The sequence below is a fragment of the Nitratireductor aquibiodomus NL21 = JCM 21793 genome (assembly GCF_000615975.1).
Lineage (GTDB): Bacteria > Pseudomonadota > Alphaproteobacteria > Rhizobiales > Rhizobiaceae > Nitratireductor > Nitratireductor aquibiodomus.
In genome coordinates this window covers 24420-47811 of record NZ_BAMP01000025.1, presented here as the reverse complement: position 1 = coordinate 47811, position 23392 = coordinate 24420, and the positions used below count along the sequence as shown (strand labels likewise).

Annotated in this window: 20 protein-coding genes and 5 pseudogenes; 9 read left to right on the top strand and 16 right to left on the bottom strand. The window is 60.7% G+C overall.

Annotated features, from left to right (window positions below; genetic code table 11):
* From JCM21793_RS25050 to JCM21793_RS09390, 9 genes and pseudogenes are all read right to left on the bottom strand, one after another.
* Nucleotides 1-223 (bottom strand): annotated as a pseudogene (locus JCM21793_RS25050) (DNA repair protein RadA); the annotation flags it as partial.
* Complete coding sequence (gene alr, locus JCM21793_RS09425; RefSeq protein WP_025030214.1) at nucleotides 223-1398, bottom strand: alanine racemase; 1176 nt, start codon at nucleotides 1396-1398, stop codon at nucleotides 223-225. The pseudogene JCM21793_RS25050 and the gene alr, both read right to left, overlap by 1 nt.
* Before the next feature lie 27 nt (nucleotides 1399-1425).
* Nucleotides 1426-2919 carry a replicative DNA helicase gene (locus JCM21793_RS09420; RefSeq protein WP_007007704.1) on the bottom strand — a complete coding sequence of 498 codons (1494 nt, stop codon included), beginning with the start codon at nucleotides 2917-2919 and terminating at the stop codon, nucleotides 1426-1428.
* A gap of 232 nt (nucleotides 2920-3151) precedes the next feature.
* A complete protein-coding gene (locus JCM21793_RS09415) occupies nucleotides 3152-4411 on the bottom strand; it encodes a cyclopropane fatty acid synthase (RefSeq protein ID WP_007007703.1) in 1260 nt (419 codons plus the stop codon).
* 374 nt (nucleotides 4412-4785) lie between these two features.
* Nucleotides 4786-5404 (bottom strand): annotated as a pseudogene (gene rplI / locus JCM21793_RS25045) (50S ribosomal protein L9).
* Nucleotides 5405-5607: 203 nt separating this feature from the next.
* On the bottom strand, nucleotides 5608-5856 hold the full coding sequence (gene rpsR, locus JCM21793_RS09405; RefSeq protein ID WP_002963610.1) for a 30S ribosomal protein S18: 249 nt from the start codon (nucleotides 5854-5856) through the stop codon (nucleotides 5608-5610).
* Nucleotides 5856-6287 (bottom strand): 30S ribosomal protein S6, encoded by a 432-nt coding sequence (gene rpsF, locus JCM21793_RS09400; RefSeq protein ID WP_025030213.1) that lies wholly within the window; start codon nucleotides 6285-6287, stop codon nucleotides 5856-5858. The genes rpsR and rpsF overlap by 1 nt, the downstream gene beginning before the upstream one ends.
* 246 nt (nucleotides 6288-6533) lie before the next feature.
* Nucleotides 6534-7007, bottom strand: coding sequence for a hypothetical protein (locus JCM21793_RS29180; protein ID WP_155983406.1), 474 nt, complete (start codon nucleotides 7005-7007; stop codon nucleotides 6534-6536).
* Nucleotides 7008-7142: 135 nt separating this feature from the next.
* On the bottom strand, nucleotides 7143-7781 hold the full coding sequence (locus JCM21793_RS09390) for a hypothetical protein (protein WP_025030211.1): 639 nt from the start codon (nucleotides 7779-7781) through the stop codon (nucleotides 7143-7145).
* A gap of 106 nt (nucleotides 7782-7887) precedes the next feature.
* Here JCM21793_RS09390 and JCM21793_RS09385 point away from each other — a divergent pair, with 106 nt between their 5' ends.
* Nucleotides 7888-8556, top strand: a complete 669-nt coding sequence (locus JCM21793_RS09385; protein WP_025030210.1) for a helix-turn-helix transcriptional regulator — start codon at nucleotides 7888-7890, stop codon at nucleotides 8554-8556.
* 107 nt (nucleotides 8557-8663) lie between these two features.
* Here the strand turns inward: JCM21793_RS09385 and JCM21793_RS09380 are convergent, their stop codons facing one another.
* The 3 genes from JCM21793_RS09380 to JCM21793_RS09370 all read right to left on the bottom strand — a co-directional run bounded on the left by JCM21793_RS09380 (nucleotide 8664) and on the right by JCM21793_RS09370 (nucleotide 10763).
* Nucleotides 8664-9425 carry an ABC transporter permease gene (locus JCM21793_RS09380; RefSeq protein WP_025030209.1) on the bottom strand — a complete coding sequence of 254 codons (762 nt, stop codon included), beginning with the start codon at nucleotides 9423-9425 and terminating at the stop codon, nucleotides 8664-8666.
* Nucleotides 9422-10351, bottom strand: a complete 930-nt coding sequence (locus JCM21793_RS09375; RefSeq protein ID WP_025030208.1) for an ABC transporter ATP-binding protein — start codon at nucleotides 10349-10351, stop codon at nucleotides 9422-9424. The genes JCM21793_RS09380 and JCM21793_RS09375 overlap by 4 nt, the downstream gene beginning before the upstream one ends.
* Before the next feature lie 133 nt (nucleotides 10352-10484).
* A complete protein-coding gene (locus JCM21793_RS09370) occupies nucleotides 10485-10763 on the bottom strand; it encodes a hypothetical protein (protein WP_025030207.1) in 279 nt (92 codons plus the stop codon).
* A 179-nt stretch (nucleotides 10764-10942) separates the two neighbouring features.
* On the opposite strand from JCM21793_RS09370, the gene fabD reads away from it, so the two are divergent.
* From fabD to gmk, 8 genes and pseudogenes are all read left to right on the top strand, one after another.
* On the top strand, nucleotides 10943-11884 hold the full coding sequence (fabD, locus tag JCM21793_RS09365; RefSeq protein ID WP_025030206.1) for an ACP S-malonyltransferase: 942 nt from the start codon (nucleotides 10943-10945) through the stop codon (nucleotides 11882-11884).
* A gap of 49 nt (nucleotides 11885-11933) precedes the next feature.
* Nucleotides 11934-12671, top strand: a complete 738-nt coding sequence (fabG, locus tag JCM21793_RS09360) for a 3-oxoacyl-[acyl-carrier-protein] reductase (protein ID WP_007007693.1) — start codon at nucleotides 11934-11936, stop codon at nucleotides 12669-12671.
* A gap of 23 nt (nucleotides 12672-12694) precedes the next feature.
* On the top strand, nucleotides 12695-13249 hold the full coding sequence (locus tag JCM21793_RS09355; RefSeq protein ID WP_025030205.1) for a GNAT family N-acetyltransferase: 555 nt from the start codon (nucleotides 12695-12697) through the stop codon (nucleotides 13247-13249).
* A 233-nt stretch (nucleotides 13250-13482) separates the two neighbouring features.
* The gene (locus tag JCM21793_RS09350; protein ID WP_007007691.1) at nucleotides 13483-13719 is read left to right on the top strand and encodes an acyl carrier protein; all 237 of its coding nucleotides are present in this window, start codon (nucleotides 13483-13485) and stop codon (nucleotides 13717-13719) included.
* Between the two features lie 51 nt (nucleotides 13720-13770).
* Nucleotides 13771-15025, top strand: a pseudogene (fabF, locus tag JCM21793_RS25040) (beta-ketoacyl-ACP synthase II).
* A gap of 188 nt (nucleotides 15026-15213) precedes the next feature.
* Nucleotides 15214-16379: pseudogene (mltG, locus tag JCM21793_RS25035) on the top strand (endolytic transglycosylase MltG).
* A gap of 40 nt (nucleotides 16380-16419) precedes the next feature.
* Nucleotides 16420-17310: a YicC/YloC family endoribonuclease gene (locus tag JCM21793_RS09335; protein WP_025030204.1), complete on the top strand. Its 891-nt coding sequence runs from the start codon at nucleotides 16420-16422 to the stop codon at nucleotides 17308-17310.
* 3 nt (nucleotides 17311-17313) lie between these two features.
* Nucleotides 17314-17979, top strand: coding sequence for a guanylate kinase (gmk, locus tag JCM21793_RS09330; RefSeq protein WP_025030203.1), 666 nt, complete (start codon nucleotides 17314-17316; stop codon nucleotides 17977-17979).
* Nucleotides 17980-17982: 3 nt separating this feature from the next.
* On the opposite strand, the gene rsmA is transcribed toward gmk, so the two are convergent.
* From rsmA to JCM21793_RS09310, 4 genes and pseudogenes are all read right to left on the bottom strand, one after another.
* Nucleotides 17983-18813, bottom strand: coding sequence for a 16S rRNA (adenine(1518)-N(6)/adenine(1519)-N(6))-dimethyltransferase RsmA (gene rsmA, locus JCM21793_RS09325; RefSeq protein WP_025030202.1), 831 nt, complete (start codon nucleotides 18811-18813; stop codon nucleotides 17983-17985).
* Nucleotides 18810-19819, bottom strand: a pseudogene (gene pdxA / locus JCM21793_RS25030) (4-hydroxythreonine-4-phosphate dehydrogenase PdxA). Before pdxA ends, rsmA begins: the two are co-directional and overlap by 4 nt.
* A gap of 69 nt (nucleotides 19820-19888) precedes the next feature.
* A complete protein-coding gene (locus JCM21793_RS09315; protein ID WP_007007684.1) occupies nucleotides 19889-20824 on the bottom strand; it encodes a peptidylprolyl isomerase in 936 nt (311 codons plus the stop codon).
* Between the two features lie 188 nt (nucleotides 20825-21012).
* Nucleotides 21013-23373, bottom strand: a complete 2361-nt coding sequence (locus tag JCM21793_RS09310; protein WP_244439707.1) for an LPS-assembly protein LptD — start codon at nucleotides 23371-23373, stop codon at nucleotides 21013-21015.
* Nucleotides 23374-23392: the final 19 nt, after the last annotated feature.

Here is a 23392-nt window from a genome sequence, read left to right as displayed (position 1 = left end):
TGATTCGCGGCGCGTCCTCGATGTCACCCGAAAGCGTGGTCAGCGCCACCGCACGCCCCTTGCGGGCCTTGCGCGAGGCCGCCTGGGGCCCGGAACCGATCCCGCTGGAGGTGCCTTCCTCCACCAGCGTGTTCCAGGCGCCGCAGCCATCGCACTTGCCGGCCCAGCGCGCGTGCACCGTGCCGCAGTTCTGACAGATGAACTGAACGCGCGCGCGGGCCATCAGATGCGGTCCCCGCCGCGCACATAATGGCGCTCGAAACGATGCCCCAGCGCGGTCAGAAGCTCGTAGGAGATCGTGCCGCAGGCTGCAGCCAGCTCGTCCACCGGGAGGTTGGGGCCCATGAGCTCGATGAAATCGCCCACCTGCAGGGCGTCTGGTCCAAGGTCGGTCACATCGAAAAGCGTCAGGTCCATGGTGACGCGGCCGAGCACGGGCACGCGCTGTCCCTCGATGAAACCGAATGCGCCTTCAGGCACGGCAGCGCGCAGCGGCACGCCGGCACCGGAGCCGGAGCGATGGTAACCGTCTGCATAGCCCGTGGCGGTTACGGCAACGAGTGTGTCCCGGTCGAGCGGGGTCGCCCCATAGCTGACGGTGCCGCCGGCCGGCACATGGCGCAGTTGCGCGATGCGCGAATGCACGCTTGCCACAGGGCGCATGGGGTTATCGGTGCCGTTTACGGGATTGCTACCGTAAAGCGCCACGCCGGGGCGCGTCACATCGCACAGGAACTCGCCACCCAGGAAGATGCCTGCGGAGTTCGCCAGACTTGATTCAGCATCTGGAAAAAGCTCGCAAAGTTCCTGAAATGATTCGAGTTGTTGCCGGTTCATCGGATGCTCGGGCGTGTCGGCGCAGGCCAGATGGCTGAGGATCAGCCTCGGCGACAGAGCCCCGGTCAGCGCGTTCTCCTGCGCCAGGATGCGGGCGCGTTCGGGGCTGAGCCCGAGCCGGTTCATGCCGGTTTCGAGATGCAGCGCGCATGGGCGTGGCGTGTCTTCGTCGTCCCAGCCATGGGCTTCCCAGATGGCGAGGTCCGATTGCGAGTTCAAAACCGGCAGAAGGCGCCCTTCGCGGTAGAAGGAGGTCGCCTCAGAGCTGAAAAGACCATTGAAGACGTAGATGTCGGCTTCGGGAGCGGCCCTGCGAACGGCAAGCCCCTCTTCGGGGAGGGCAACGAAGAATTTGCGGCATCCTTCGGCAACCAGCGCCTCGACAACCGGACCGGTGCCGAGCCCATAAGCGTCGGCTTTCACCACGGCGGCGGCTTCGGCCGGTGTCGATTGTTCGGCAAGGAACCTGTAATTGGCAGCCACCGCGTCGAGGTCGACCGTCAGCCGTCCCCCGGCCACGCGGGGATCGGCGCCGCGCAAATGCGGGTTGTTACGGGTCATGGCGCTAATCCCTGTGCAGAGGTGCTGTTACTCGAAACGCTCGGGCATACGGTCCTCTTCGGCAAGGTCCGAGAAGCGTGTGAATTCGCCCTGGAAGGCAAGCTGTACGGTGCCTGTCGGGCCGTGACGCTGCTTGGCAATGATCACTTCGGCCTTGCCGCGCACTTCGTTCATCTCGGCTTCCCACTGAAGATACTCCTCGGTACCGGGTTTCGGCTCCTTGTTCTTCAGATAGTACTCGTCACGATAGACGAAAAGCACAACGTCGGCGTCCTGCTCGATGGAACCCGATTCGCGCAGGTCGGCAAGCTGCGGGCGCTTGTCGTCGCGTGACTCCACCTGGCGCGAGAGCTGCGACAGTGCGATGATCGGCACCGAAAGTTCTTTGGCGAGCGCCTTGAGGCCGGTGGTGATCTCGGTGATCTCCTGCACGCGGTTCTGCGCAGACTTGGCGGACGAGCCCTGCATGAGCTGTACGTAGTCGATGATGATGACATCGAGGCCGCGCTGGCGCTTCAGGCGGCGGGCACGGGCGGCAAGCTGGGCGATAGAGATGCCGCCTGTCTGGTCGATGAAGAGCGGAATCTTCTGCATCGTCTGCGCACAGGCCACCAGCTTTTCGAAATCGGTTTCCGTGATCTCACCGCGGCGGATCTTGGAGGAAGGGATTTCGGTCTGCTCGGAAATGATACGGGTGGCGAGCTGCTCCGACGACATTTCCAGCGAAAAGAAGCCGACCACTCCGCCATTCGCGGCCGCAAAGGAGCCGTCTGCCTGCTGTGCCGGCTCATAGGCGGCTGCAATGTTGAAAGCGATGTTGGTAACGAGCGAGGTCTTGCCCATGGCCGGGCGGCCGGCAAGGATGATCAGGTCGGAGGACTGGAGCCCGCCCATGCGCCCATCGAGGTCGCGCAGGCCCGTGGAAATTCCCGAGAGATGCCCGTCGCGCATGAAGGCGGCATTCGCCATGTCGACGGCAATCTTGGTGGCATCGCCAAAACTCTCGAACCCGCCATCATAGCGCCCGGTTTCCGCCAGTTCGAAAAGACGCCGCTCCGCGTCCTCGATCTGCTTGTTCGGGGCCATGTCCACTGGCGCGTCATAGGCGATGTTGACCATGTCCTCGCCGACCGTGATCAGTGCGCGGCGGATAGCAAGATCGTAGATCGCACGGCCATAGTCGGCGGCATTGATGATGGTGACCGCTTCAGCCGCAAGGCGCGCCAGATATTGCGCAACAGTCAGTTCGCCGACCTTTTCTTCGGCGGGCAGAAACGTCTTGATCGTGACGGGGTTGGCTGTTTTGCCCATGCGGATGAGCTCGCCCGCAACTTCAAAAATCTTGCGGTGCAGGGGCTCGTAAAAATGAACTGGCTTCAGGAAATCGGACACGCGGTAAAGCGCGTCGTTGTTCACCAGAATGGCGCCGAGCAGCGCCTGCTCTGCTTCGATATTGTTTGGTGCTTCCCGATAAAGCTGGGTTTCCGCCGTTTCAAGTTTGCGGACTGCCGCCTCTGCCATCATTTTTGTTCCGGTGTTTCTCTGTCATTCGCGCCCGGACAAACGAAAGACATGAACGTCCCGGCACCCCCAGCTACTTTCGTACCTTCTCTTCGGAAAAGGTGAAAGTGCGGAGATGGTATGTGACCGCGATTCACAGTCGCGTGCCGCAGTTGTGGGCAACTCTCAGGATAAGCTTGACCGTGATTGCTAAGCCGCAGCGGTCGAATCGCATTGGGGAACGATTATACGTCTATTCGGCCGCCTGCGTGAATTTTCCGGAGCCCTTGCCATCCGCATCGGCGAGCTGCTTCTCGGTTTCGCCGATATAGGTTCGGGTCACGGGCAGGGTTTCACGCTTCTTGGTGAGCTGAATCTGGAAGACCACCATCTCCTGCCATCGGAACGATGCTTCCGAGCCGGCCAGGTAGAACTCCCACATGCGGGCGAAACGCTCGTCGTAGATCTCCACCGCCCTGGCGCGGTTCTTCTGAAACCGTGCCTGCCAGTGCTTCAGGGTTTCGGCATAGTGCAGGCGGAGGATTTCCACATCGGTAACGATCAGACCGGACCGTTCGATCGCCGGCATCACCTCCGACAGCGCCGGAATATAGCCGCCGGGGAAGATGTATTTGCGAATGAACGCGTTCGTTGCCGCAGGCGGCGCGGAGCGCCCGATCGTGTGCAAAAGCATCACGCCGTCATCTGCGAGAAGACGGGCGCTCTGGTCGAAGAAGGTGCGATAGTGGTTGATGCCCACATGCTCGAACATGCCGACCGACACGATTCGGTCAAACGGCCCCTTGAGCGAGCGATAGTCGACAATTTCGAACCGCGCCCTGTTTGAGAGCTTCTGTTCACGCGCGCGGCTGCTGGCCACCCGGTGCTGTTCTTCGGACAGCGTGACCCCGAGCACATCGGCGTCGAACTGGCGTGCAATATCGAGGCCCAGTCCGCCCCAGCCGCAGCCGATGTCCAGCACCTTCTGTCCCCGCTCCAGCGCCAGCTTCGCCATGATATGGCGCTTCTTGGCCCTCTGTGCTTCCTCGAGCGAGACCTCGGGTGTTTCGAAATAGGCACAGGAATACTGCATGTCCTCATCGAGGAAGAGACGATAAAGCTCTTCCGAGAGATCGTAGTGACGGTGGACGTTTCGCTTGGCGCGCGCAGCCGTGTTCCATTGCTGCAGACGGCGGAAGGGATGGCGCAGCGCCTCTCCCAGCTTGACGAGAAAGAGCTGCGAGCCTGTTTCGTCCATGTTGGAGTACACGAGCTGAAGGAAGGAGAGAAGGTCTCCTTCCACGATGTCGATCTCGCCATCCATGTAGCGCTCCGGCACCGCCAGCATCGGGTCGATCGCGATGGCGCGTTCTGCAGCCGCCGTGTGAATGACAATATGGACCGGATCGCCGCTCCCATCGCCGAAAACACGCAGTTTCCCTGCCGCATTGGTGATGGAAAGCTTCCCTTTGCGGACGAGGCGAGAAACGAATCTTTCGAGCAACCAGTTCATCGCATAACCCCCAAAAAGTCTCGGGAGGCTGTAAGTATGAAACAATTCTGCGATGGTTGAAAAGGGGCCAGACCTTCATTGGCCGTTAGCCGGATGAATACTCTTGCCGCTTCTTGCCATTGTGATCTCGCGGAAGCGTGGAAATCCGGGCTCTTCGTCCAAGATATTCAAAGTATAAAAGTCACCATCAAAACAATTGATGGCGCAATCGCTGGCAACAAAAAAGCCGGGCGCGCGCCCGGCTTTGAGAGCAATTCCAGGAAGAGTGGAAACCGGATTTCCCTTCGGAACTGCTTGAAAACAGATGGCTGGTTCCGGACCGCCTCAGCGGTTCCTTGAAGCGCTGAGGCGGTCGGAACCAGGTTGCGCGTGAATTACGCGTTCTCGTCGGTCTCTTCGGCAGCCGTCTCGTCGGAGGCTGCTTCGACATCCTCGTACTCGGCTTCCGGATCGAAGAACTCGTCCGGACGCGCGCTGTCGTTGATGTCCTCACCGTAAATGCTTCCGCCGAATCCAGCGTCTCGCCGCGCGCCTGGCGCTCGGCCTCGTCGCTCGAACGCGCAACGTTGAGCGTCACGGTGACCTCGACTTCCGGGTGAAGCGCGATGGCGACATTGATCAGGCCAATGGTCTTGATCGGCTGGTTGAGCTCGACCTGGCTGCGGCCGATCTTGAAGCTTCATCGGCCAGAATCTCAACAATATCGCGCGTGGCGACCGAACCGTAGAGCTGACCGGTCTCGGCGGCGGAGCGAACGACGACGAAGGACTTACCGTCGAGCTTCTCTGCAACAGCCTCGGCTTCCTTCTTCTGTTCCAGATTGCGTGCTTCAAGTTCGACACGCTGGCTCTCGAACTTCTTGCGGTTGGCTTCGTTCGCGCGCAGAGCCTTGCCCTTGGGCAGGAGGAAGTTGCGTGCGTAGCCGTCTTTGACCTTCACCACGTCGCCCATCTGGCCGAGCTTGGTGATACGCTCAAGGAGAATAACGTCCATCGTTTCTGTCCTTTGTCATCGGCGCCCTGCGCCGGAATTTCATAAAGGCAGGTCAGAAACGGAAATGCCGAGGTGCGGCATGAAAGTCGCTGTCCTGCCCATGGCGGCAGTTAGGGGCATCCGCCCCAACTCGGGATTTGAAAAGCCTCATCCGCGCCCGCCGCGGGGAGGGAGCGGGCGGAAAACCGCCCGCGCCGAAAGTCTTACTTCACCACGTAGGGCAGAAGGCCCAGGAAACGGGCGCGCTTGATGGCCTTGGCCAGCTCGCGCTGCTTCTTCTGGCTTACCGCCGTGATGCGGGAGGGGACGATCTTGCCGCGTTCGGAAATATAGCGCTGCAGGAGCTTCACGTCCTTGTAGTCGATCTTCGGTGCATTGGCGCCGGAGAACGGGCAGGTCTTGCGGCGACGGTGGAAAGGACGCCGCGTCGGGATCTGATTGATGTCGACCATTATTCGGAGCCTTCCTTGTTGCTGTCGCGGTCATGGTCGCGGCGCGGGCCACGATCGTCACGGCGCGGGCCACGCGGGCCACGGTCGTCACGGCGCGGGCCACGGTCGTCGCGGCGCTGCATCATCGCGGAAGGGCCTTCCTCATGCGCGTCGACGCGAACCGTCATGAAGCGCAGAACGTCTTCCGACAGGCCCATCTGGCGCTCGACTTCCTTCACGGCCGCAGCCGGAGCGTCGATGTCCATGAGCGTGAAATAGGCCTTGCGGTTCTTCTTGATCCGGTAGGCGAGGGACTTCTGTCCCCAGTTTTCAACCCGGCCAACGGAGCCGCCGCCAGCTTCGATCACACCCTTGTACTGTTCAACAAGGGCATCGATCTGCTGCTGCGAGAGATCCTGCCGGGCAAGGAACACGTGTTCGTAAAGTGCCATTGTCTTGCCTTTCTTCGTTTCCATCCACCGGCCCAGCGGCTAAGCCTCTGCGACTAGTCTTGTCCCCGAGGGGCCGAAGAAAAGCGCGTTGGACGGTCGAGAGCGGAGACACGGGAGGCGGAAGAACCTGTCTTCACAACGCACACTTCCCGATATCGGGAAAAGCGCACGGCCCTCCGTTCAGCCCCCAGCTGAGACCGGCAGATCGCGCGCTTATACAGGGTTTTCCGAAGGATGCAAGGGACACTAGGACCGGAAGATCATACGATCAGGATAGATCACCCCTCGCGGAGGGGGAGGCACAAAAAAGAGACACATGGCCACGACATGCCAGATGACCCAGAAGCTGCTGCGCACGTGATCTTCTGTGGAAGTGTCGTCTTCGGCTGTGATGCTGCGCAACAGGTCGATGGCGGTGTTTGCTTCCTGAGAAGGAACACAGATTGGCATGCCGCCAAACGCCGTCGTGTGACTCCATAGGACCGAGCAAATTTGGAAACCCAATACAACGGGATGGAGGCCATATCCCTCCAAAAATGTCACGAGAGCGCAGGTCTCGCCATGGCCGGAGCCTGTCGCGATTTGCACAAGCGTACCGCCGCGGGAAGATGGTGACGTGGGCATTTCAAATATCTCGTTCAAATGACCGCTAAAAATTGCCAATGCGGTGTTGGTGTCGAAATCAGGGTTATGGAAAAACCATGGCGTATGAAGTCGCACGCCATGGCGGATACAATAAGAGGGGAAACTATCAATTACTATGGGTTGTGAAAATGAATAGTTCTCCCATAGATTTATTTTCTCCAGGTTGGAGAGTTTCGGAAACCTCGACGGATGGCCCGCAGGAGGAGGTTTTCAGGCGAGCAGGTACCAGAAATCAAGGTCCAGGCTGGTGGGGGCGCACAGATCGAGTAGCGGCTGGCAGACCCGATGCCCGACATAGCCTTCGCACATGCGTTTTGTTTCGCCCAGCGAACGTCCGAAAGTGACCTCGCAAAAGCGGTTTTCCGCATCTCGCCCGATGTAATGAAGCCTCGTATTGTCGGATTGGCCGAGATATTCGCTTTCGATCCGATCCGAAATCGCAAGCACGTCCTGCTCACTCGCATTGCTGCCGTCAGCGACCTTGAAGGTCCCGAACTCAACGCAGGAAAACGCGTCTGGTGGGGATGCGATCTGCTTGAGTATCTGGTTGCGCGACAGCCGGACGGTGCCGGGCTCCAGCAATGCCATGAACGCCTTCGCGCTTTCTGCGTCGTCATAGGCTTTGAGCATCCCCTCAAAGCTCTGGTCGTCACGGGCCAGAATGATGTCGGCAAAACCGCCGTTCAGATTGCCGAGAAACGCATGAAAGAGGATGCCGTCCATCGGGCGCAGAAAGGTTTCCTGCCAGGCAAGGGCGGCTTCGATCAGGCGGGCCGTTTCCACGTCCGCGCGCTTGTTGTATCGGGCAAAGCCCATCACCCTCACAGGGCCTTCGGATTTTCTCAACATTGACTGTTTTCCTCTTGATAGGGGCAGCGGCTGCGGTCGGGCTTGCCGAACAGGCCGACGTGACGTAGCTATCCCGAAGGATTGACAGTTTCTGTCAGGGTGGAGCATGCGCGCATCACGACTTTTCGGATTGCTTGAACAGTTGCGAATGCACCGCCAGCCGGTCAGCGCTGCCCAACTGGCAGAAACGCTGGGCGTTTCGGTCCGCACTGTCTACCGCGACATCGCCACGCTTCAGTCCATGGGGGCTCCCATCCGGGGCGAGGGCGGTGTTGGCTATCAGATCGAGCGCGGCTACTTCCTTCCTCCCCTGCACTTCGACGCCGATGAACTCGACGCGATCACACTTGGCATGCAGTTGATTTCAGCGCGCGGCGATGGCGATCTGAAGCAGGCCGCCGCCCGCGTGGCCGCAAAGGTTGATGCAATAGCACCCGACGGCCAGCATGGGCGTGTGCAGCAAGGGGACATGATCGCATATTCAAGGGCGTCGGATGCACAGCGCCATCTCGCTGCTCTTCGCCGTGCGGTACGTGGGCGCCGGCGTCTTGAAATCGTCTATCTCGACCTGAAGAAGAGGCAGAGCACGCGCAGGGTTCGCCCGTTGGGACTGACCGCATTCGACAATGTCTGGCTTTTGACGGCCTGGTGCGAGGAGCGCGACGACTTTCGCAACTTTCGCATCGATCGGCTGGTGACGGTCGCCGAAACCGGCGACCGCTTTGCGCCAGAGGCTGGCAGGGAATTCAAGGATTACCTGAAGACCCTGCGTTAACGCATGTCTCCCGAAAGTGGGCACCGGTTTCGGGACAAAGACATGCGTCAAATCAAGAACCTAAAGCGCACAGAGCGAATCTGAAAGATCGCGACGCGCTTTAGCGTTCACGTCTTGAGCTTGTAACCGGTCTTGAAAATCCACCAGATGGCGCTGAGGCATAGGACAAGGAAGAAGGTGATCATGGCGATGCTCACGCCGATCCCCACATCCGCAGTCTCATAGAAGCTCCAGCGGAAGCCGCTGATGAGGTAGAGCACCGGGTTGGCAAGCGTCACCTTCTGCCAGAATTCCGGCAGCATCTCGATGGAGTAGAACGAGCCGCCAAGGAAGACGAGCGGTGTGATCACCAGCAGCGGTATCAGCTGAAGCTTTTCAAAATTGTCGGCCCAGATGCCGATGATGAAGCCGAACAGGCTGAAGGTGACCGCCGTCATCACTAGGAAGAACAGCATCCAGAAAGGATGTCTTATCTCTATGGGGACGAAGAGATGCGCCGTTGCCAGGATGATCAGGCCGAGGATCAGCGACTTGGTCGCCGCTGCCCCCACATAGCCAAGCACAATCTCGAAAAAGGAGATCGGTGCCGAAAGCACCTCGTAAATCGTGCCGATGAACTTTGGAAAATAGATGCCGAACGATGCGTTGGAGATGGAATTCTGCAACAGTGTCAGCATCATCAGCCCGGGAACGATGAAGGCGCCATACTGGACGCCGTCGATCTCCTCGATGCGCGAGCCGATGGCCGCGCCGAAGACAATGAAATAAAGCGAGGTGGAGAGCACGGGCGAAATCACGCTTTGCAGAAGCGTGCGTTTCATGCGCGCTATCTCGAAGAGATAGATGGATTTGACGGCTTCGAAATTCACTGGTTTTCCTCCACCACGAGGCTCACGAAAATGTCTTCGAGCGAGCGTTGTTCCGTGTCGAGATCCTTGACGATGATCCCGGCTTCGCTCAGCGCTGAAAGCAGGGACGCAATGCCCGTTCGCTTCGCCTGTGTGTCATAGTGATAAATGACCCGCTCGCCGCCATCGGCGAGCTCCAGGTCATATTCGGAAAGCTGGTCCGGCAGATGCTCCAGCGGCTTCTGCAGGTCGAGCGTGAGCTGCTTCTGTCCGAGTTTGCGCATCAACTCGGCCTTTTCCTCGACCAGAAGCAGCCGGCCCCTGTTGATGACGCCCACGCGGTCGGCGATCTCTTCCGCCTCTTCGATATAATGCGTGGTCAGGATGATGGTGACGCCGGTGTCGCGCAGGCGTTTGACCAGCCGCCACATATCCTTGCGCAGTTCCACGTCGACGCCTGCCGTCGGCTCGTCGAGGAACAGGATGCGCGGCTCATGTGCGAGAGCCTTGGCGATCATCACGCGCCGTTTCATGCCGCCCGAGAGCGCCATGATCTGGCTGTCTTTCTTGTCATAGAGCGAGAGGTCGCGCAGGATCTGCTCGACCAGCGCCGGCGCCGGCTTCTTGCCGAAAAGGCCGCGGCTGTAGCTCACCGTCGCCCAGACCGTCTCGAAGGTTTCGGTGTGCAGTTCCTGCGGCACGAGACCGATGAGTTGGCGGGCCTGGCGGTAGTTCTGAACAATATCGTTGCCCTCCACCGTCACCGTGCCGGTGGTGGGTTTCACCAGGCCGCAGATGATGGAGATCATCGTCGTTTTACCGGCCCCGTTTGGGCCGAGCAGGGCGAGTATCTCCCCGCGATTGATGTCGAGATCGACTGAATTCAGGGCGGTCAGGCCGGTGTCATAGGTCTTTGAAAGGTCTTTGATGGAAAGAGCTGTCGTCATGGGAAAATTCCGTCATGTCGGGGGCTTTGGCAGGCCGCGCACATATAGGCAATATGCAGCCCGCTTGCCAGCGCGCTCGCTCGCTCGCTGACATTTCCTGACACGCCGGACGTTTTCGTTTCCCGTGGCCGGGTCAGTTGTTTTCCGGGTCGGTCTCCGCTGCGAAGGCGAGTTGGCCGCAGCGCACCATCGCAAAGAGCGCCGGAATGCCGACGATCGCCGTCAGAATGACCTCGCCGAGGGGCTGAAGGTGCAGCAGTCCGGAGAGACCCCAGATGCCCGCGGCGGAAGCGGCGGCCACTTCCGTGGAAATAAAGAGGGTTACGGAAACAAAGCCGACCGCCTGCGCAAGCGTCAGCCTGCGACGAGGCGCAATTTCCTGCGGTCGCGGCTCTTCTGATTCAAAAGACATGTCTGAAAATACCCATACACGCCACCGGAAATGGGGCGGAGCAGCGATACATCTCTCTTCAATTATGGAGTTTTCATGTCATCGGGCGTCGGATGCCGAAAACGCCCAAAAAGCTTGACGCGCCGGTTGTGTTGCGTCACCAGATGCGCCCGATAAAGACGAATACCGGAGATTTGGCGATGAGCATCGCTTTCACCTTTCCAGGTCAGGGAAGTCAGGCTGTCGGCATGGGGCGCGATCTGGCCGATGCGTTTCCAGAAGCGCGCGACGTGTTCCAGGAGGTCGATGACGCGCTGGAGCAGAAACTTTCCAGGATCATGTGGGAAGGCCCGGAGAACGAACTGACACTCACGGCCAATGCGCAGCCTGCGCTCATGGCCGTTTCCATCGCCGCGATGCGGGTGATGGAAAAGGGCGGTCTCTCACTCAAGGACAAGGTGTCCTACGTGGCCGGTCACTCGCTTGGCGAATATTCCGCGCTCTGCGCTGCCGGCACATTTTCCCTGGCCGATACAGCTCGGCTGCTGCGCATTCGTGGCAACGCCATGCAGGCTGCCGTGCCGGTGGGCGAGGGGGCTATGGCCGCGATCATTGGCCTCGAGGCGGCAGACGTGGAAGCGGTCTGCTCCGCTGCCGGCAAGGAGGGCGTCTGCCAGATCGCCAATGACAACGGCGGCGGACAACTCGTGATCTCCGGTGCCAAAAGCGCCGTGGAAGAAGCCGCGAAGCTCGCCTCCGAAAAGGGCGCCAAGCGCGCGATCATGCTGCCGGTTTCCGCCCCCTTCCATTCCGCGCTCATGCAGCCGGCGGCCGAGGCGATGCGCGAGGCGCTGGCCGACGTGAAGAAGCAGGCCCCGGTCGTGCCTGTGATCGCCAATGTCACCGTCTCGCCTTTGAGTGATCCCGAAGAGATCGCCGAACGGCTGGTCGAGCAGGTCACGGGCCGGGTGCGCTGGCGCGAAACCGTCGGCTGGTTCGGCGAGAATGATGTGGACACACTCTATGAGATCGGCTCCGGCAAGGTGCTGTCCGGTCTCGCCCGTCGCATCAACCGCGATCTTGCCGCAGTCCCGGTCAACACACCGGCAGATATAGAAGCGGCAATGGCGGCGCTCGGCTGAGCCCGCCAAATCAAAAGCAGGAATTCAGGTGATTGAAAAGGACAAGGCCATGTTTGATCTGAGCGGCCGCAAGGCACTGGTGACGGGGGCGTCCGGCGGCATCGGCGAGGCCATCGCACGCATTCTGCACTCCCAGGGCGCCATTGTCGGCCTGCACGGCACGCGGGTTGAAAAGCTGGAAACGCTGGCTGCCGATCTTGGCGATCGCGTCAGGCTGTTCCCCGCCAACCTGTCTGACCGCAATGAAGTCAAACAGTTGGCCGAGAAGGCGGAATCGGAACTTGAGGGTGTCGATATCCTCGTCAACAATGCCGGCATCACTCGCGACGGCCTTTTTGTGCGTATGAGCGACGATGACTGGGATCAGGTGCTGGAGATCAATCTCGGCTCTGTTTTTCGGCTCACCCGCGAACTGACGCACCCGATGATGCGCCGTCGATTCGGCCGCATCATCAACATCACTTCCGTTGTGGGCGTCACCGGCAATCCCGGTCAGGCAAATTACTGTGCCTCCAAGGCAGGTCTGATCGGCTTTTCCAAGTCGCTCGCCCAGGAAATCGCCAGCCGGTCGATCACCGTCAACTGCGTTGCCCCCGGCTTTATCGAATCGGCCATGACCGACAAGCTCAACGACAAGCAGCGCGACGCGATCATGGGTGCCATTCCCATGAAGCGCATGGGCAGCGGTGATGAAATCGCATCCGCCGTCGCATATCTGGCATCCAATGAGGCCTCCTACGTCACGGGCCAGACCGTGCACGTCAATGGCGGCATGGCGATGATCTGAACGCGGTTCGGGCAGGAGGAACGATGGACGGGCGTGCCACACGGCGCTTTGTGCTGCGCGACTTCGAGCCCGCCGACGTTACGGCACTGGCCGCCTACCAGTCCGACCCGCGCTTCGTTTCCGCCCGCAAAAAGGCCGGGCAGGAAGCGGGCGATCCCGCCGAACTCGTGGCGCTCTTTCGCAAATGGGCGCAGGAGCACCCGCGCCGGAACTACCAGTTTGCCGTCATTGAGCGCAAAACCGGCCGGCTCGTCGGTTGCGCCGGTGTTCGCACGGCAAATTGTCCACAGGGCAGTGGTGAGTTGGGTATAGAGCTTTCGCCGGATATGTGGGGGCGCTACGGCAGTGCCGCCGAGATCACGCGCGGCCTGCTCGACTTCGGTTTCTCCACACTCGCCCTCTGCGAGATATTTGGTGAAACCACCGCAGAAAACCATCAGGCGGCAAGACTTGCTTCCTTTCTTGGCGCTCGTCTCGAAAGACCTGTACGACAGGGAAACAAAGGGGTCGAGGTCCCGGGAGAGCCTGTCATTTGGCGTTTCCTGCGCCGTGACTGGCGCTCCGGGCCTGGTGTCTGATGCGACTGGTCGCAGGAGTGGCGGGACGTGGAATAACGCTTGGCGCGCGCGCCAAAATCGTGATAAGCGCCCGCTCGAAGCCGTTCCGCACGCCGCATGCACGCTGTGCATCGTCATCGGAGCATAACAGACTGGGCGTCGATCGTATCGGCGCTTTAGTCGTCATTTCGCTTGATTAGCGGCATTCGTGCGGCTAACGAAGATCGGAAATTCAGAAAGTCGAGGGTTCTCTCATGAGCGATACTGCAGAACGCGTTAAGAAAATCGTTGTCGAACATCTGGGCGTCGAAGGCGACAAGGTGACCGAAGGTGCAAGCTTCATTGATGATCTTGGCGCTGACAGCCTCGACACGGTCGAGCTGGTCATGGCGTTCGAAGAAGAGTTCGGCGTTGAAATCCCGGACGATGCAGCCGAGACGATCCTCACCGTCGGCGACGCTGTGAAGTACATCGACAAGGCGACCGCCTGACGCCGTCCGGCGTTTTCGCTACGAAACGTAGTCAAGGCGGATAATCAGCATATGAGACGCGTTGTCGTCACCGGTATGGGGCTTCTTTCACCTTTCGGCCTCGGTGTTGAACATGGGTGGAACAGCCTGCTTTCGGGCAAGAGTGCGGCCAGCCGCATCGATCGTTTTGAGGTCGATGACCTGGCCTGCAAGATCGCCAATTCGATCCCGCGCGAAGGCGATGGGGCATTCGACCCCGATGCCTTTCTGGAGCCGCGCGAGCAGCGCAAGATCGGTGAGTTCATCACCTACGGCATTGCTGCGGCAGACCAGGCGCTTGAGGATTCGGGCTGGAAACCGGAAACCGACGATGAGAAATACGCCACCGGCGTGCTCATCGGCTCGGGGATCGGCGGCATCGAGGGCATTGCTGAAAACGCCTTGACGCTTGCTGAGCGCGGCCCGCGCCGCATCAGCCCCTTCTTCATCCCCGGCAACATCATCAACCTGGTTTCGGGCCAGGTGTCGATTCGCCACGTTGAAGGGACCGAACCACGCGGTGGTGACCGCCTGTTCCACAGGCGCGCATGCCATCGGTGACGCAGCCCGTCTCATCATGCTCGGCGACGCAGACGTTATGCTGGCGGGTGGTGCAGAAGCACCGATCACCCGCCTCTCCATTGCCGGCTTTTCGGCCTGCAAGGCGCTTTCCACCAGCTTCAACGACACGCCTGAAAAGGCTTCCCGGCCCTATGACCGCGACCGTGACGGTTTTGTCATGGGCGAGGGTGCCGGCGTTGTCGTTCTGGAAGAGTTGGAGCACGCAAAGGCGCGTGGCGCAAAGATTTATGCGGAAGTGGTTGGCTACGGCCTCACGGGCGACGCCTATCACATCACCGCTCCAGCCGAGGATGGTGACGGTGCCTATCGCTGCATGAAGGCAGCGCTGAACCGCGCCGGCCTGACCGCGGCCGATCTCGACTACATCAACGCGCATGGCACATCGACCATGGCGGACACGATCGAACTTGGTGCCGTGGAGCGTCTTCTGGGCGATGCCGCGAGCAAGGTGTCGATGTCGTCCACCAAGTCGTCGATCGGTCATCTATTGGGTGCAGCCGGTGCGGCAGAAGCCATCTTCTCCGTTCTGGCTATCCGCGACAACATCGCTCCGCCGACCATCAATCTCGACAATCCACAGGCGGAAACGCCCATCGATCTGGTGCCCAACAAACCGCGTGAGCGGCAGATTGACGTGGCGTTGTCCAACTCGTTCGGCTTCGGCGGTACCAACGCGTCTCTCGTTTTCAGGCGTTATGACGCCTGAAGCTTTCCACTAACGGGCTTGCAGTTTTGCCATTTTCGCAATTCAGTCTGACGGACACGAATCGAAATGGCGGACGCCAGGCCCGGGAAATGTTTTTTTCCGAAGCCTGCGTGAACGTTCAACGCACGAATATTTAGGACAGGACCGGCGACCATTGGCGCCGTTCTGAAGGGAGCGGTCCAAGAGGCATGACAGGGACTTCCGGCGACAATTCCGGCTTCGGCCGTCAGGCAGGCGAGGAACGTGGTCGCACGTTCAAATCGGCCAACCAGACTTTGCGGCCGGAGGCCGGCACACCGCCGCCGCGGCGCTCCAGGCGCGCGCGCAGTCAGTTCGTGGTTTTCCTGAACTTCGTCTTCTCCTCCATAGTCTTCCTGGTCATTCTTGCCGGTTTCGCCTTCTATTTTGGCAAGCGTGAGTTTCATCAGCCCGGTCCGTCTCGCACGGCCGATACAGTGATGATCAAACCGAACACCGGTGTGCGCCAGATCGCGAGCCTGCTTGAGCGGGAAGGCGTCATTTCCGATGCCCGCATCTTTTCGCTCGGCGTTCGTGCCTATGGGGCGGATTCTGAACTGAAAGCGGGTGAATACGCCATTGATGCCGGTGCATCGATGCACGAGATCATGGAACTCCTGAAGAGCGGCAAGAGCGTTCTCTATTCGCTCACCATTCCCGAGGGGCAGACCGTATTCCAGGTGTTCGAGCGGATCCGCGAAACCGAAGAGCTTTCCGGCACGCTGCCCGAGGAGATGCCGGCAGAGGGCAGTCTCGCCGCCGATACGCTGCGCTTTACACGCGGTATGGACCGTGGCGCCGTTGTTGAAAAACTGCTTGAGGACCAGCAGGAGCTGGTGGACAGCATCTGGGCGCGCCGCGACGAGGACCTGCCCGTCAAGGACAAGAACGAGTTCGTGACGCTGGCTCGATCGTTGAAAAGGAAACCGGCATTGCCGACGAGCGTCCGCGCGTCGCGGCCGTGTTTATCAACCGTCTGCGCAAGGGCATGCGGCTGCAGTCGGATCCCACCATCATCTATGGGCTGTTTGGCGGGCAGGGAAAACCATCCGATCGGCCGATCTATCGCTCCGATCTCGACAAGAAAACGCCCTACAACACCTATCTGATCGACGGTCTTCCGCCCACACCCATTGCCAATCCCGGCCGGGCAGCGCTGGAGGCGGTGGCCAATCCGTCCCAGACCGACGAACTCTATTTCGTCGCTGACGGAACGGGCGGGCACGTTTTCGCCAAAACGCTCAAAGAGCACAATGAGAATGTCGCACGCTGGCGCAAGATTGAGCGTGAGCGTCGGGCAGAGGAAGAAAACGCGGGCGAGAACGGTTCGAACTGAGCCGGACATGCGCGCAGGGAACGACTGCACGAGGGGACGCATGAGCAGGCTGCAGAGCATGACGGGTTTTGCCCGCGCCGCGCGTGATCATGATGCCGGCGGTATCGTCTGGGAGATCAAGTCGGTCAATGGGCGGAGCCTTGAAGCCCGTTTTCGCCTGCCGCCGGGGTTCGAGCGTATCGAGCCGATGGCCCGCCAGCGCCTGCAAAAGTGCTTTGCCCGTGGAAATGTACAGGCTTCCCTGACCTTTACGCAGAGCGATGCCCTGCGCCGTCCGGTCGTGGACGAGGATTTTCTGAAAGAGGTTGCAGCACTTGCCGGCCGGCTTCAGGAGCAGTTCGGCACGGCTCCGGCGACAGCCGACGGGCTCCTTGCCCTGCGCGGGGTCCTCGATTTTGCCGATCCCGTGGCTGACGAAGACCTGCGCGCCTCCCTCGACGAGGCGATCCTTGCCGCCCTTGACGATGCTCTCCGGGGGCTTGAAGAAGCCCGCCGTGCGGAAGGTGGGGCACTGGAAGCCATATTGCTCGATCAGGTGTCGCGCATCGAAGCGCTGACCGATCAGGTCGAGGCCGACCCGTCGCGCTCGCCGGAGGCCATCCGGGAGCGTCTGCGGGAGCAGGTGGCCCGTCTCATGGATGCGACCACCGGCTTCGATGCGGACCGACTGCATGCGGAAGCCGCCATCCTTGCCGCCAAGGCCGACATCCGCGAGGAGATCGATCGCTTGCGCACGCACATTGCAGCCGCGCGGGCCCTGATCGCGTCCGGCGGTCCCATCGGCCGAAAGCTTGATTTTATGGGCCAGGAATTCAATCGCGAATCCAACACGCTTTGCTCAAAATCCAACGCGGCAACGGTGACGGCCATCGGCCTGGAGTTGAAGGCCGTGGTTGATCAGTTTCGCGAGCAGGTGCAAAATCTGGAGTAGACCATGTCCTCGGAAATATCTCCTGCCGCTTTGACCGACGTCGCGCGCCGCGGCCTGATGCTGGTGTTGTCCTCGCCCTCGGGTGCCGGAAAATCCACCATCGCGCGCACGCTTCTGGCGCAGGTTCCCGGTTTCGAGCTTTCTGTCAGCGTGACGACCCGCGCGCGCCGCGGCAGCGAGATCGAGGGCGTGCATTATCATTTCAAGTCGCAGCGCGAATTCGAGATCATGCGCGACAATGACGAATTGCTCGAATGGGCAGAGGTTCACGGCAATTTTTACGGCACGCCCCGGGCGCCGGTTGAAAAGGCGCTGACCGAGGGCCGCGACATGCTGTTCGACATCGACTGGCAGGGCGCTGAGCAGTTGCGCGAGAAAATGCGCGGAGATGTCGTGTCCATCTTCATCCTGCCGCCGACCATGAAGGAGCTTCTCGGTCGCCTCACACGCCGGGCCGAGGATACGCCGGAGATCATCCAGACGCGTCTCAGGAACGCGCGCACCGAGATCGAGAAGTGGATCGATTACGACTACGTGGTCATCAACGAACAGCTCGACCCGGCCTTTTCGGCCGTCCGCTCCATTGTCGAGGCGGAGCGTCTGCGCCGCGACCGGCGTCCCGGCCTGTTTGATTTCGTGGCAGGGCTTCTCGCAGAAGAGCCAAACTGACGCTCAGGCGTTGTTTGCAAGCGCCACGAATTCCGCCACCGAAAGCGTCTCTGCCCGGCGCGTGGCATCGATGCCCGCCCGCGCCAGAAGCGCCTCCCCACCGAGCGATTTCAGGCTCTGGCGCAGCATTTTGCGGCGCTGCCCGAAGGCCGCTTCGGTGATCTTCGCCAGTTTCGCCGGCTCGACGGCCAGCGGCGCCGCGCGCGGGACGATGTGCACCACCGAAGAGGTTACCTTGGGCGGCGGGGTGAAGGCCTGTGGCGGCAGGTCGAAAGCAATCTTCGCCTCCGTGCGCCACCCGGCCAGAACCCCAAGCCGGCCATAGGCCTTGTCGCCGGCACTGGCAACGATGCGTTGCGCGACTTCGCGCTGGAACATCAGTGTCATCGACGCATAGAAGGGGGGCCATCCCCCGGGCGTAAGCCAGCGCACCAGAAGCTCGGTGCCGATGTTATAGGGCAGGTTCGCCACGATTCGCACCTCGCCCTGCGCGTTCGTGGCCAGAGCGGCAAAATCCGTCTCCATGGCATCGCCACTCACAACGTCGAGCTGTCCCGGATAGTGCGCGGCGACCTCTGCCAGCGCGTCAAGGCAGCGCTCGTCTCGCTCCACGGCGATAACCCGCTCCGCGCCCGCCATCAGCAATGCACGCGTCAGCCCTCCGGGGCCGGGCCCGACCTCGATCACAGTCGCGCCTTCGAGATCGCCGGCAGCACGCGCCACTTTGGCCGTCAGATTGAGATCGAGTAGAAAATTCTGGCCGAGCGATTTCTTTGCCGCAAGGCCATAGCGGGAGATAACCTCGCGCAGCGGCGGAAGCCCGTCCGCGCTCATCGCGCGCCACCGGCATTGTCCGCCAGCTCACGCGCGAGCCTGATCGCCGCAATCATGCTGTCGGCCCGCGCGATGCCCTTCCCGGCAATGTCGAAGGCCGTGCCATGGTCGGGAGAGGTGCGGATGAAGGGAAGACCGAGCGTGACGTTCACCGTCTCGTCGAAGGCGATGGTTTTCACCGGGATCAGTGCCTGATCGTGATACATGCACAGTGCCGCGTCGTAGCCTGGCGGGCGCGCGCGTGGAACATCGTGTCGGCGGGCAGGGGACCGAACGCGTTGATGCCCTCCGCCTGCAATGCGTGGATTGCCGGCGCGATGACATCGCGGTCTTCCGTTCCCATCGCTCCGCCTTCTCCCGCATGCGGGTTGAGACCGGCAATGGCGAGGCGGGGTGCGGAAATGCCGAACCGTTCCCTGAGGTCACGCGCCGCAATCCGGGCCGTCTCTTCCACCAGCGATTGCGTAAGGGTCGTGGGAACGCTTGCCAGCGCCTCGTGCACGGTCACAGGCACGGTGCGCAGTTCTGGCCCGGCAAGCATCATCACGGGCGTGGCCGCGCGTCCGGTGACCTCCTCTGCGAGATGGCCGAGATACTCGGTATGGCCGGGAAAACGGAAACCGGCATCATAGAGCGGCTTCTTGGCGATGGGCGCGGTGATAACAGCCGCCGCGCGCTTCTGCATCGTGTCGTCAACGGCGCGCGATATCGCCTCGATCACGCCCGCAGCATTCACCGTTTCGGGATGCCCGGGATTATCTGCCAGCCTGTTCTGGAGCGGCGACACGGGCAGACGCTCGGAAAAGACGGCGGACGCCGCCTCCGGATCGGCTTCTGAGAGCGGAACGTCGAGGTCCAGGCGGCGTGCACGCGCTGCGAGCAGGCCAGGATCGCCCAGTACATAGAACCGGGGCAACCCGAGCCTGTTCCTCTCAAGCCAGGCCTGAAGGATGATCTCGGGGCCTATCCCGGAGGGATCGCCGATGCTGAGCGCGAGCGGGAGCACGAGCCATCTCCTCTTGGAGAAACACCTGGGTGAAAGAAAGGGGCCCGGTCAGTCCGGGCCCTTGACCGATCAGCGCTGGCTGATACGTGCGTTCTTGCGCAGCTCGGCGAGATACGCCTGCGCTTCCTTTTCCATGGCGTCGTTCCCGGAATTTTCGTTCTGGAACACCATCTGCGCAACCCGGTCGTCGGAGACCTCGCGCGTGCTGCACACGCCGATGAACTCGACACCCCGATCTGTCTCGCGCACACCCGTCGCATTGCCGGGGGAGGTCTTCTTGATTTGGTCTTTCCAGTCCGTGGGAAGTTCCGGCTCAAGAACACGCCCCAGGTCGCGCACCGTCACGTCGATCAGCCCCTTGGCAAATTGGCGCGTGCTGTCGCAACCCTGGAACCGGTCGCGCATTGCCTGCGCCTCACGCTTGCGCTTGCCAAGCAGGCTCGAACGTTCGCCTGATGGAACGACAAAAATCACCTGCTGGAGCATGTATTCGGTCGCGCTGGGCTTGCTGCCGCCCTGCTCGAGCATCTTGGCGACGACATCCTGTTCGCTCATGCGGCCGGTCGAGCTGGTGCGGGCCTGCATGACACGGCCCCAGCCGATCTGGGAGCGAATGAACTCCTTGAAGTGATCGGAAGTCACACCGCTTTGTGCAAGCACAGTGTTCAGCTGGCTTGTCGACATCCGGTTGCCGTTGGCGAAGCGGGCATAGGCCTGATTCACCATCTCGTCCGGAATGTTGACATTGCGGCGCTGCATTTCCTGCAGCTTCAACGTCTGCTCGATCATCTGATCCGTGGCCTTCTGGCGCAGATTGCCGCCTTCACGCTGAAGCTTTAGAAACGCCACGCGGCGGTCGATATCGTAGCTCGTAATCGGAACGTTGTTCACCACGTAGCGAATTTCCGTCGCCAGTGCGCCAGCTCCATTGAACAGAGGCATTGCCGCCGCCATGGCCAGCGTCAGAACGCCTGTGCGCAGGAAGCGTCTGCAATTGCTAAACATCGTCATTTTTCTCATCTTTGCACCCCGCAATTGCGACTGAGATAACAGCAAATGCACGGGAGCTACAGTCCCTTAGGCTGTTTTTATCGACAGCGCGTGGGGCAAAAACATGACCTTTGACGCTGCGGCAGGCCATAGACGCTCATGAAGGCGGCCCCGTCGATCAAACGGGGCCTTTCAGAAAAAAACTAGAAGCTGGTGTTCATATCGCCGCTGCTCGTTCCGAAGTCGCCGATCGTGCGCAGTGATATACGGAAGCCGAAGGACTGGCTGACTTCCTGCGTGTCGCGGTTCTTGCTGCGCGAATAGGTCATCGAATAGATGAAGCACTCATCCCCGTAGGAGAACCCGTAGTCATTTTTCACCAGGGTCTGGCTTTCGACGTCATATGTGCCCGAAGCAAAGCCGCTCCAGTTTTCGTCAAAGCGAACCTTGGCCACACCGGTGACTTCCTGACGGTCATCTTCGAAGCCGTAAAGCGGCTGCGCTTCGATATATGCATATTGCAGCGATGTTGTGAGCTGTCCGAAAGTGGCTGCCGTTTTCAGGTCGGTGCGGCGAATGTCGAATGTTTTCTCATCAAACCGTGCACCGGCGGAGAACGCGAATCCGTTCGGGCTGGCAATGCCGATCATGCCGACAAAATCGGAGACATCGGTCTCCAGGCCGGAATAGGCGCCGGCGTGCACAAGATCAGTCTGCGCATACGGGTTGGCGCCGGCCAGATGATACGACTGGCCGAACAGCCCCTGTGTGGTCCATCCATTGGCGAAGCTGCCGGAATAGCGGATGCCGACATTGGCGCGCGTGCCGCCTTCGATCCGGTCATAACCGGAGAATTTGTCGCGCTCGAACAGCGTCGTTGCGTCGAAGACAAGCGACTGGGCGTCTTCGTTCGGAATGCCGAGCCTGTCCTGATAGGGGGCGTCCGGGCGCAGGAAAACCTGCGCCATCGGCTCCAGAACATGGCTGGCGCTCGAGGTGGAGAAGAGGATCGGCCAGCGAGCTTCGAGGCCGGCCGTCGCCATGTAGCGGTAATAGGAAGAGCGCACGTCGCTGCCGACGGCGGTTCCGTTCAGCTCGAAACTCGTGACGCCGTTGACGGTCGTTGCATCGTAGTCGGTGTAGATCGCATCGCCACGTGCCTGCAGAATCGGTGTCACCACCAGACCGCCCGCGCTGACGAAGGAACGTTTCCACTCGGCCTCGGCCGTCATACGGCTGGCCAGACCCTCGACGCCGTCGATCCTGGTGGAATCCGCGTTGACGATCGATTGGCTAAGGCTGTCCCGATAGACGTTCTGCACGTTCACATCGAAATTCAGCTCGCCGCCGGCAACGGCCTCATCCGGTGTGTAGGAATAATCGAAGCTCGGCAGCACCCAGGGCTGCTTGTCGTTCCGCGCGTTGGGCGAGGTATCCAGAACATCTTCCTGAATGTCGAAATGATAGGCTCTGAGGTCGAAGAAATTCCGGTCGTCGAGGCCTGTCAGGTAGAGCTGCGATGTCTGAACCGTGTCGGAAAAACCATCGATGCCATAGGTGCGCGAAAAATTCTTGTCGGTCTGCGCCAGAACATCCCAGCCGAATGACCAGCGCGGATTGATGCGGAACTGCCCTTTCGAACCGATCATGCCGCGGCCGGTTTCGCTGCCATTGACGCTGTTTGCGCCCCAGGCCTCTGGTTCCTGCTGTTTGATGCCCGCGATCTTGATGCTGTACTGGCCGTTGTCGAAGCGCTGGCGCCACTCGGCCTCGCCCAGAAAGCCCTGCCTGGTGTAGTAGGTTCCGGTGACGGTCAGGTCGTAGGTAGGGGAGAATGCGAAATAGTAGGGGACGCTGACGCCAACCCCCATTTCTTTCTTGTAGGAAGCGCCGGGAATGAGGAAGCCGGACTTCCGCTTCACCGTCGGGTCCGCGACTTCGAAGAAAGGCAGGTAGGCGATCGGCATGCCGAAGAATTCGAAGCGTGAGCCTTCAAACCGGACGGTTTTCGATTCGCCGTTCCAGATGATCTTCTGTGCCTTGATCTGCCAGATCGGAGGTTTGCCCGGCTTTTCGCGGCACGGCTCACACGCCGTGTAGACGCCATTGTTGAAGGTCGTCAGACGCCCGCCTGAACGCTCTGCGCTCTCGGCGGCGAAATAGGTTTTGTCGACGGTCTCGATTCGCAGGGCGTTGACGAATCCATCGCGGAAGTCGTCGGTCACGTCGATTTCGTCGGCAAAGATCTTGTTGCCGTCTTGTTCGACGATCTGCACGCGCCCGCGCGCCACCACGCGCGACGTCCTGCGGTCATAGACGACACGGTCAGCCACAAGGCTGTTGCCTGCATACTCGATCTGCACGCCGCCTGCGGCGGTGATCGTGTTGAGATCGTTATCGTAAATGAGATTGTCGGCCGTCAGGAGCATCTGGGCGTCCTGCGGCAGGTCGGCAACGTCCAGACCGCCCGTCTGCGCCAGGGCAGGGGCCTGCGGGAGCAATGTATAGGTGCACAAGGTTGCCAGCGCGGTCGCGCCCATCAAATGCGCTAACCGTGCGGACATGCCGGCTCTGTTTGCCGCA

Bases quoted from the DNA above. Each gene is read 5' to 3' on its own strand.
- alr (WP_025030214.1), bottom strand. From the start codon at position 1,398: ATGACCCGTAACAACCCGCATTTGCGCGGCGCCGATCCCCGCGTGGCC.
- JCM21793_RS09420 (WP_007007704.1), bottom strand. From the start codon at position 2,919: ATGGCAGAGGCGGCAGTCCGCAAACTTGAAACGGCGGAAACCCAGCTT.
- JCM21793_RS09415 (WP_007007703.1), bottom strand. From the start codon at position 4,411: ATGAACTGGTTGCTCGAAAGATTCGTTTCTCGCCTCGTCCGCAAAGGG.
- rpsR (WP_002963610.1), bottom strand. From the start codon at position 5,856: ATGGTCGACATCAATCAGATCCCGACGCGGCGTCCTTTCCACCGTCGC.
- rpsF (WP_025030213.1), bottom strand. From the start codon at position 6,287: ATGGCACTTTACGAACACGTGTTCCTTGCCCGGCAGGATCTCTCGCAG.
- JCM21793_RS09390 (WP_025030211.1), bottom strand. From the start codon at position 7,781: ATGTTGAGAAAATCCGAAGGCCCTGTGAGGGTGATGGGCTTTGCCCGA.
- JCM21793_RS09385 (WP_025030210.1), top strand. From the start codon at position 7,888: ATGCGCGCATCACGACTTTTCGGATTGCTTGAACAGTTGCGAATGCAC.
- JCM21793_RS09375 (WP_025030208.1), bottom strand. From the start codon at position 10,351: ATGACGACAGCTCTTTCCATCAAAGACCTTTCAAAGACCTATGACACC.
- JCM21793_RS09370 (WP_025030207.1), bottom strand. From the start codon at position 10,763: ATGTCTTTTGAATCAGAAGAGCCGCGACCGCAGGAAATTGCGCCTCGT.
- fabD (WP_025030206.1), top strand. From the start codon at position 10,943: ATGAGCATCGCTTTCACCTTTCCAGGTCAGGGAAGTCAGGCTGTCGGC.
- fabG (WP_007007693.1), top strand. From the start codon at position 11,934: ATGTTTGATCTGAGCGGCCGCAAGGCACTGGTGACGGGGGCGTCCGGC.
- JCM21793_RS09355 (WP_025030205.1), top strand. From the start codon at position 12,695: ATGGACGGGCGTGCCACACGGCGCTTTGTGCTGCGCGACTTCGAGCCC.
- JCM21793_RS09350 (WP_007007691.1), top strand. From the start codon at position 13,483: ATGAGCGATACTGCAGAACGCGTTAAGAAAATCGTTGTCGAACATCTG.
- JCM21793_RS09335 (WP_025030204.1), top strand. From the start codon at position 16,420: ATGAGCAGGCTGCAGAGCATGACGGGTTTTGCCCGCGCCGCGCGTGAT.
- gmk (WP_025030203.1), top strand. From the start codon at position 17,314: ATGTCCTCGGAAATATCTCCTGCCGCTTTGACCGACGTCGCGCGCCGC.
- rsmA (WP_025030202.1), bottom strand. From the start codon at position 18,813: ATGAGCGCGGACGGGCTTCCGCCGCTGCGCGAGGTTATCTCCCGCTAT.
- JCM21793_RS09315 (WP_007007684.1), bottom strand. From the start codon at position 20,824: ATGTTTAGCAATTGCAGACGCTTCCTGCGCACAGGCGTTCTGACGCTG.
- JCM21793_RS09310 (WP_244439707.1), bottom strand. From the start codon at position 23,373: ATGTCCGCACGGTTAGCGCATTTGATGGGCGCGACCGCGCTGGCAACC.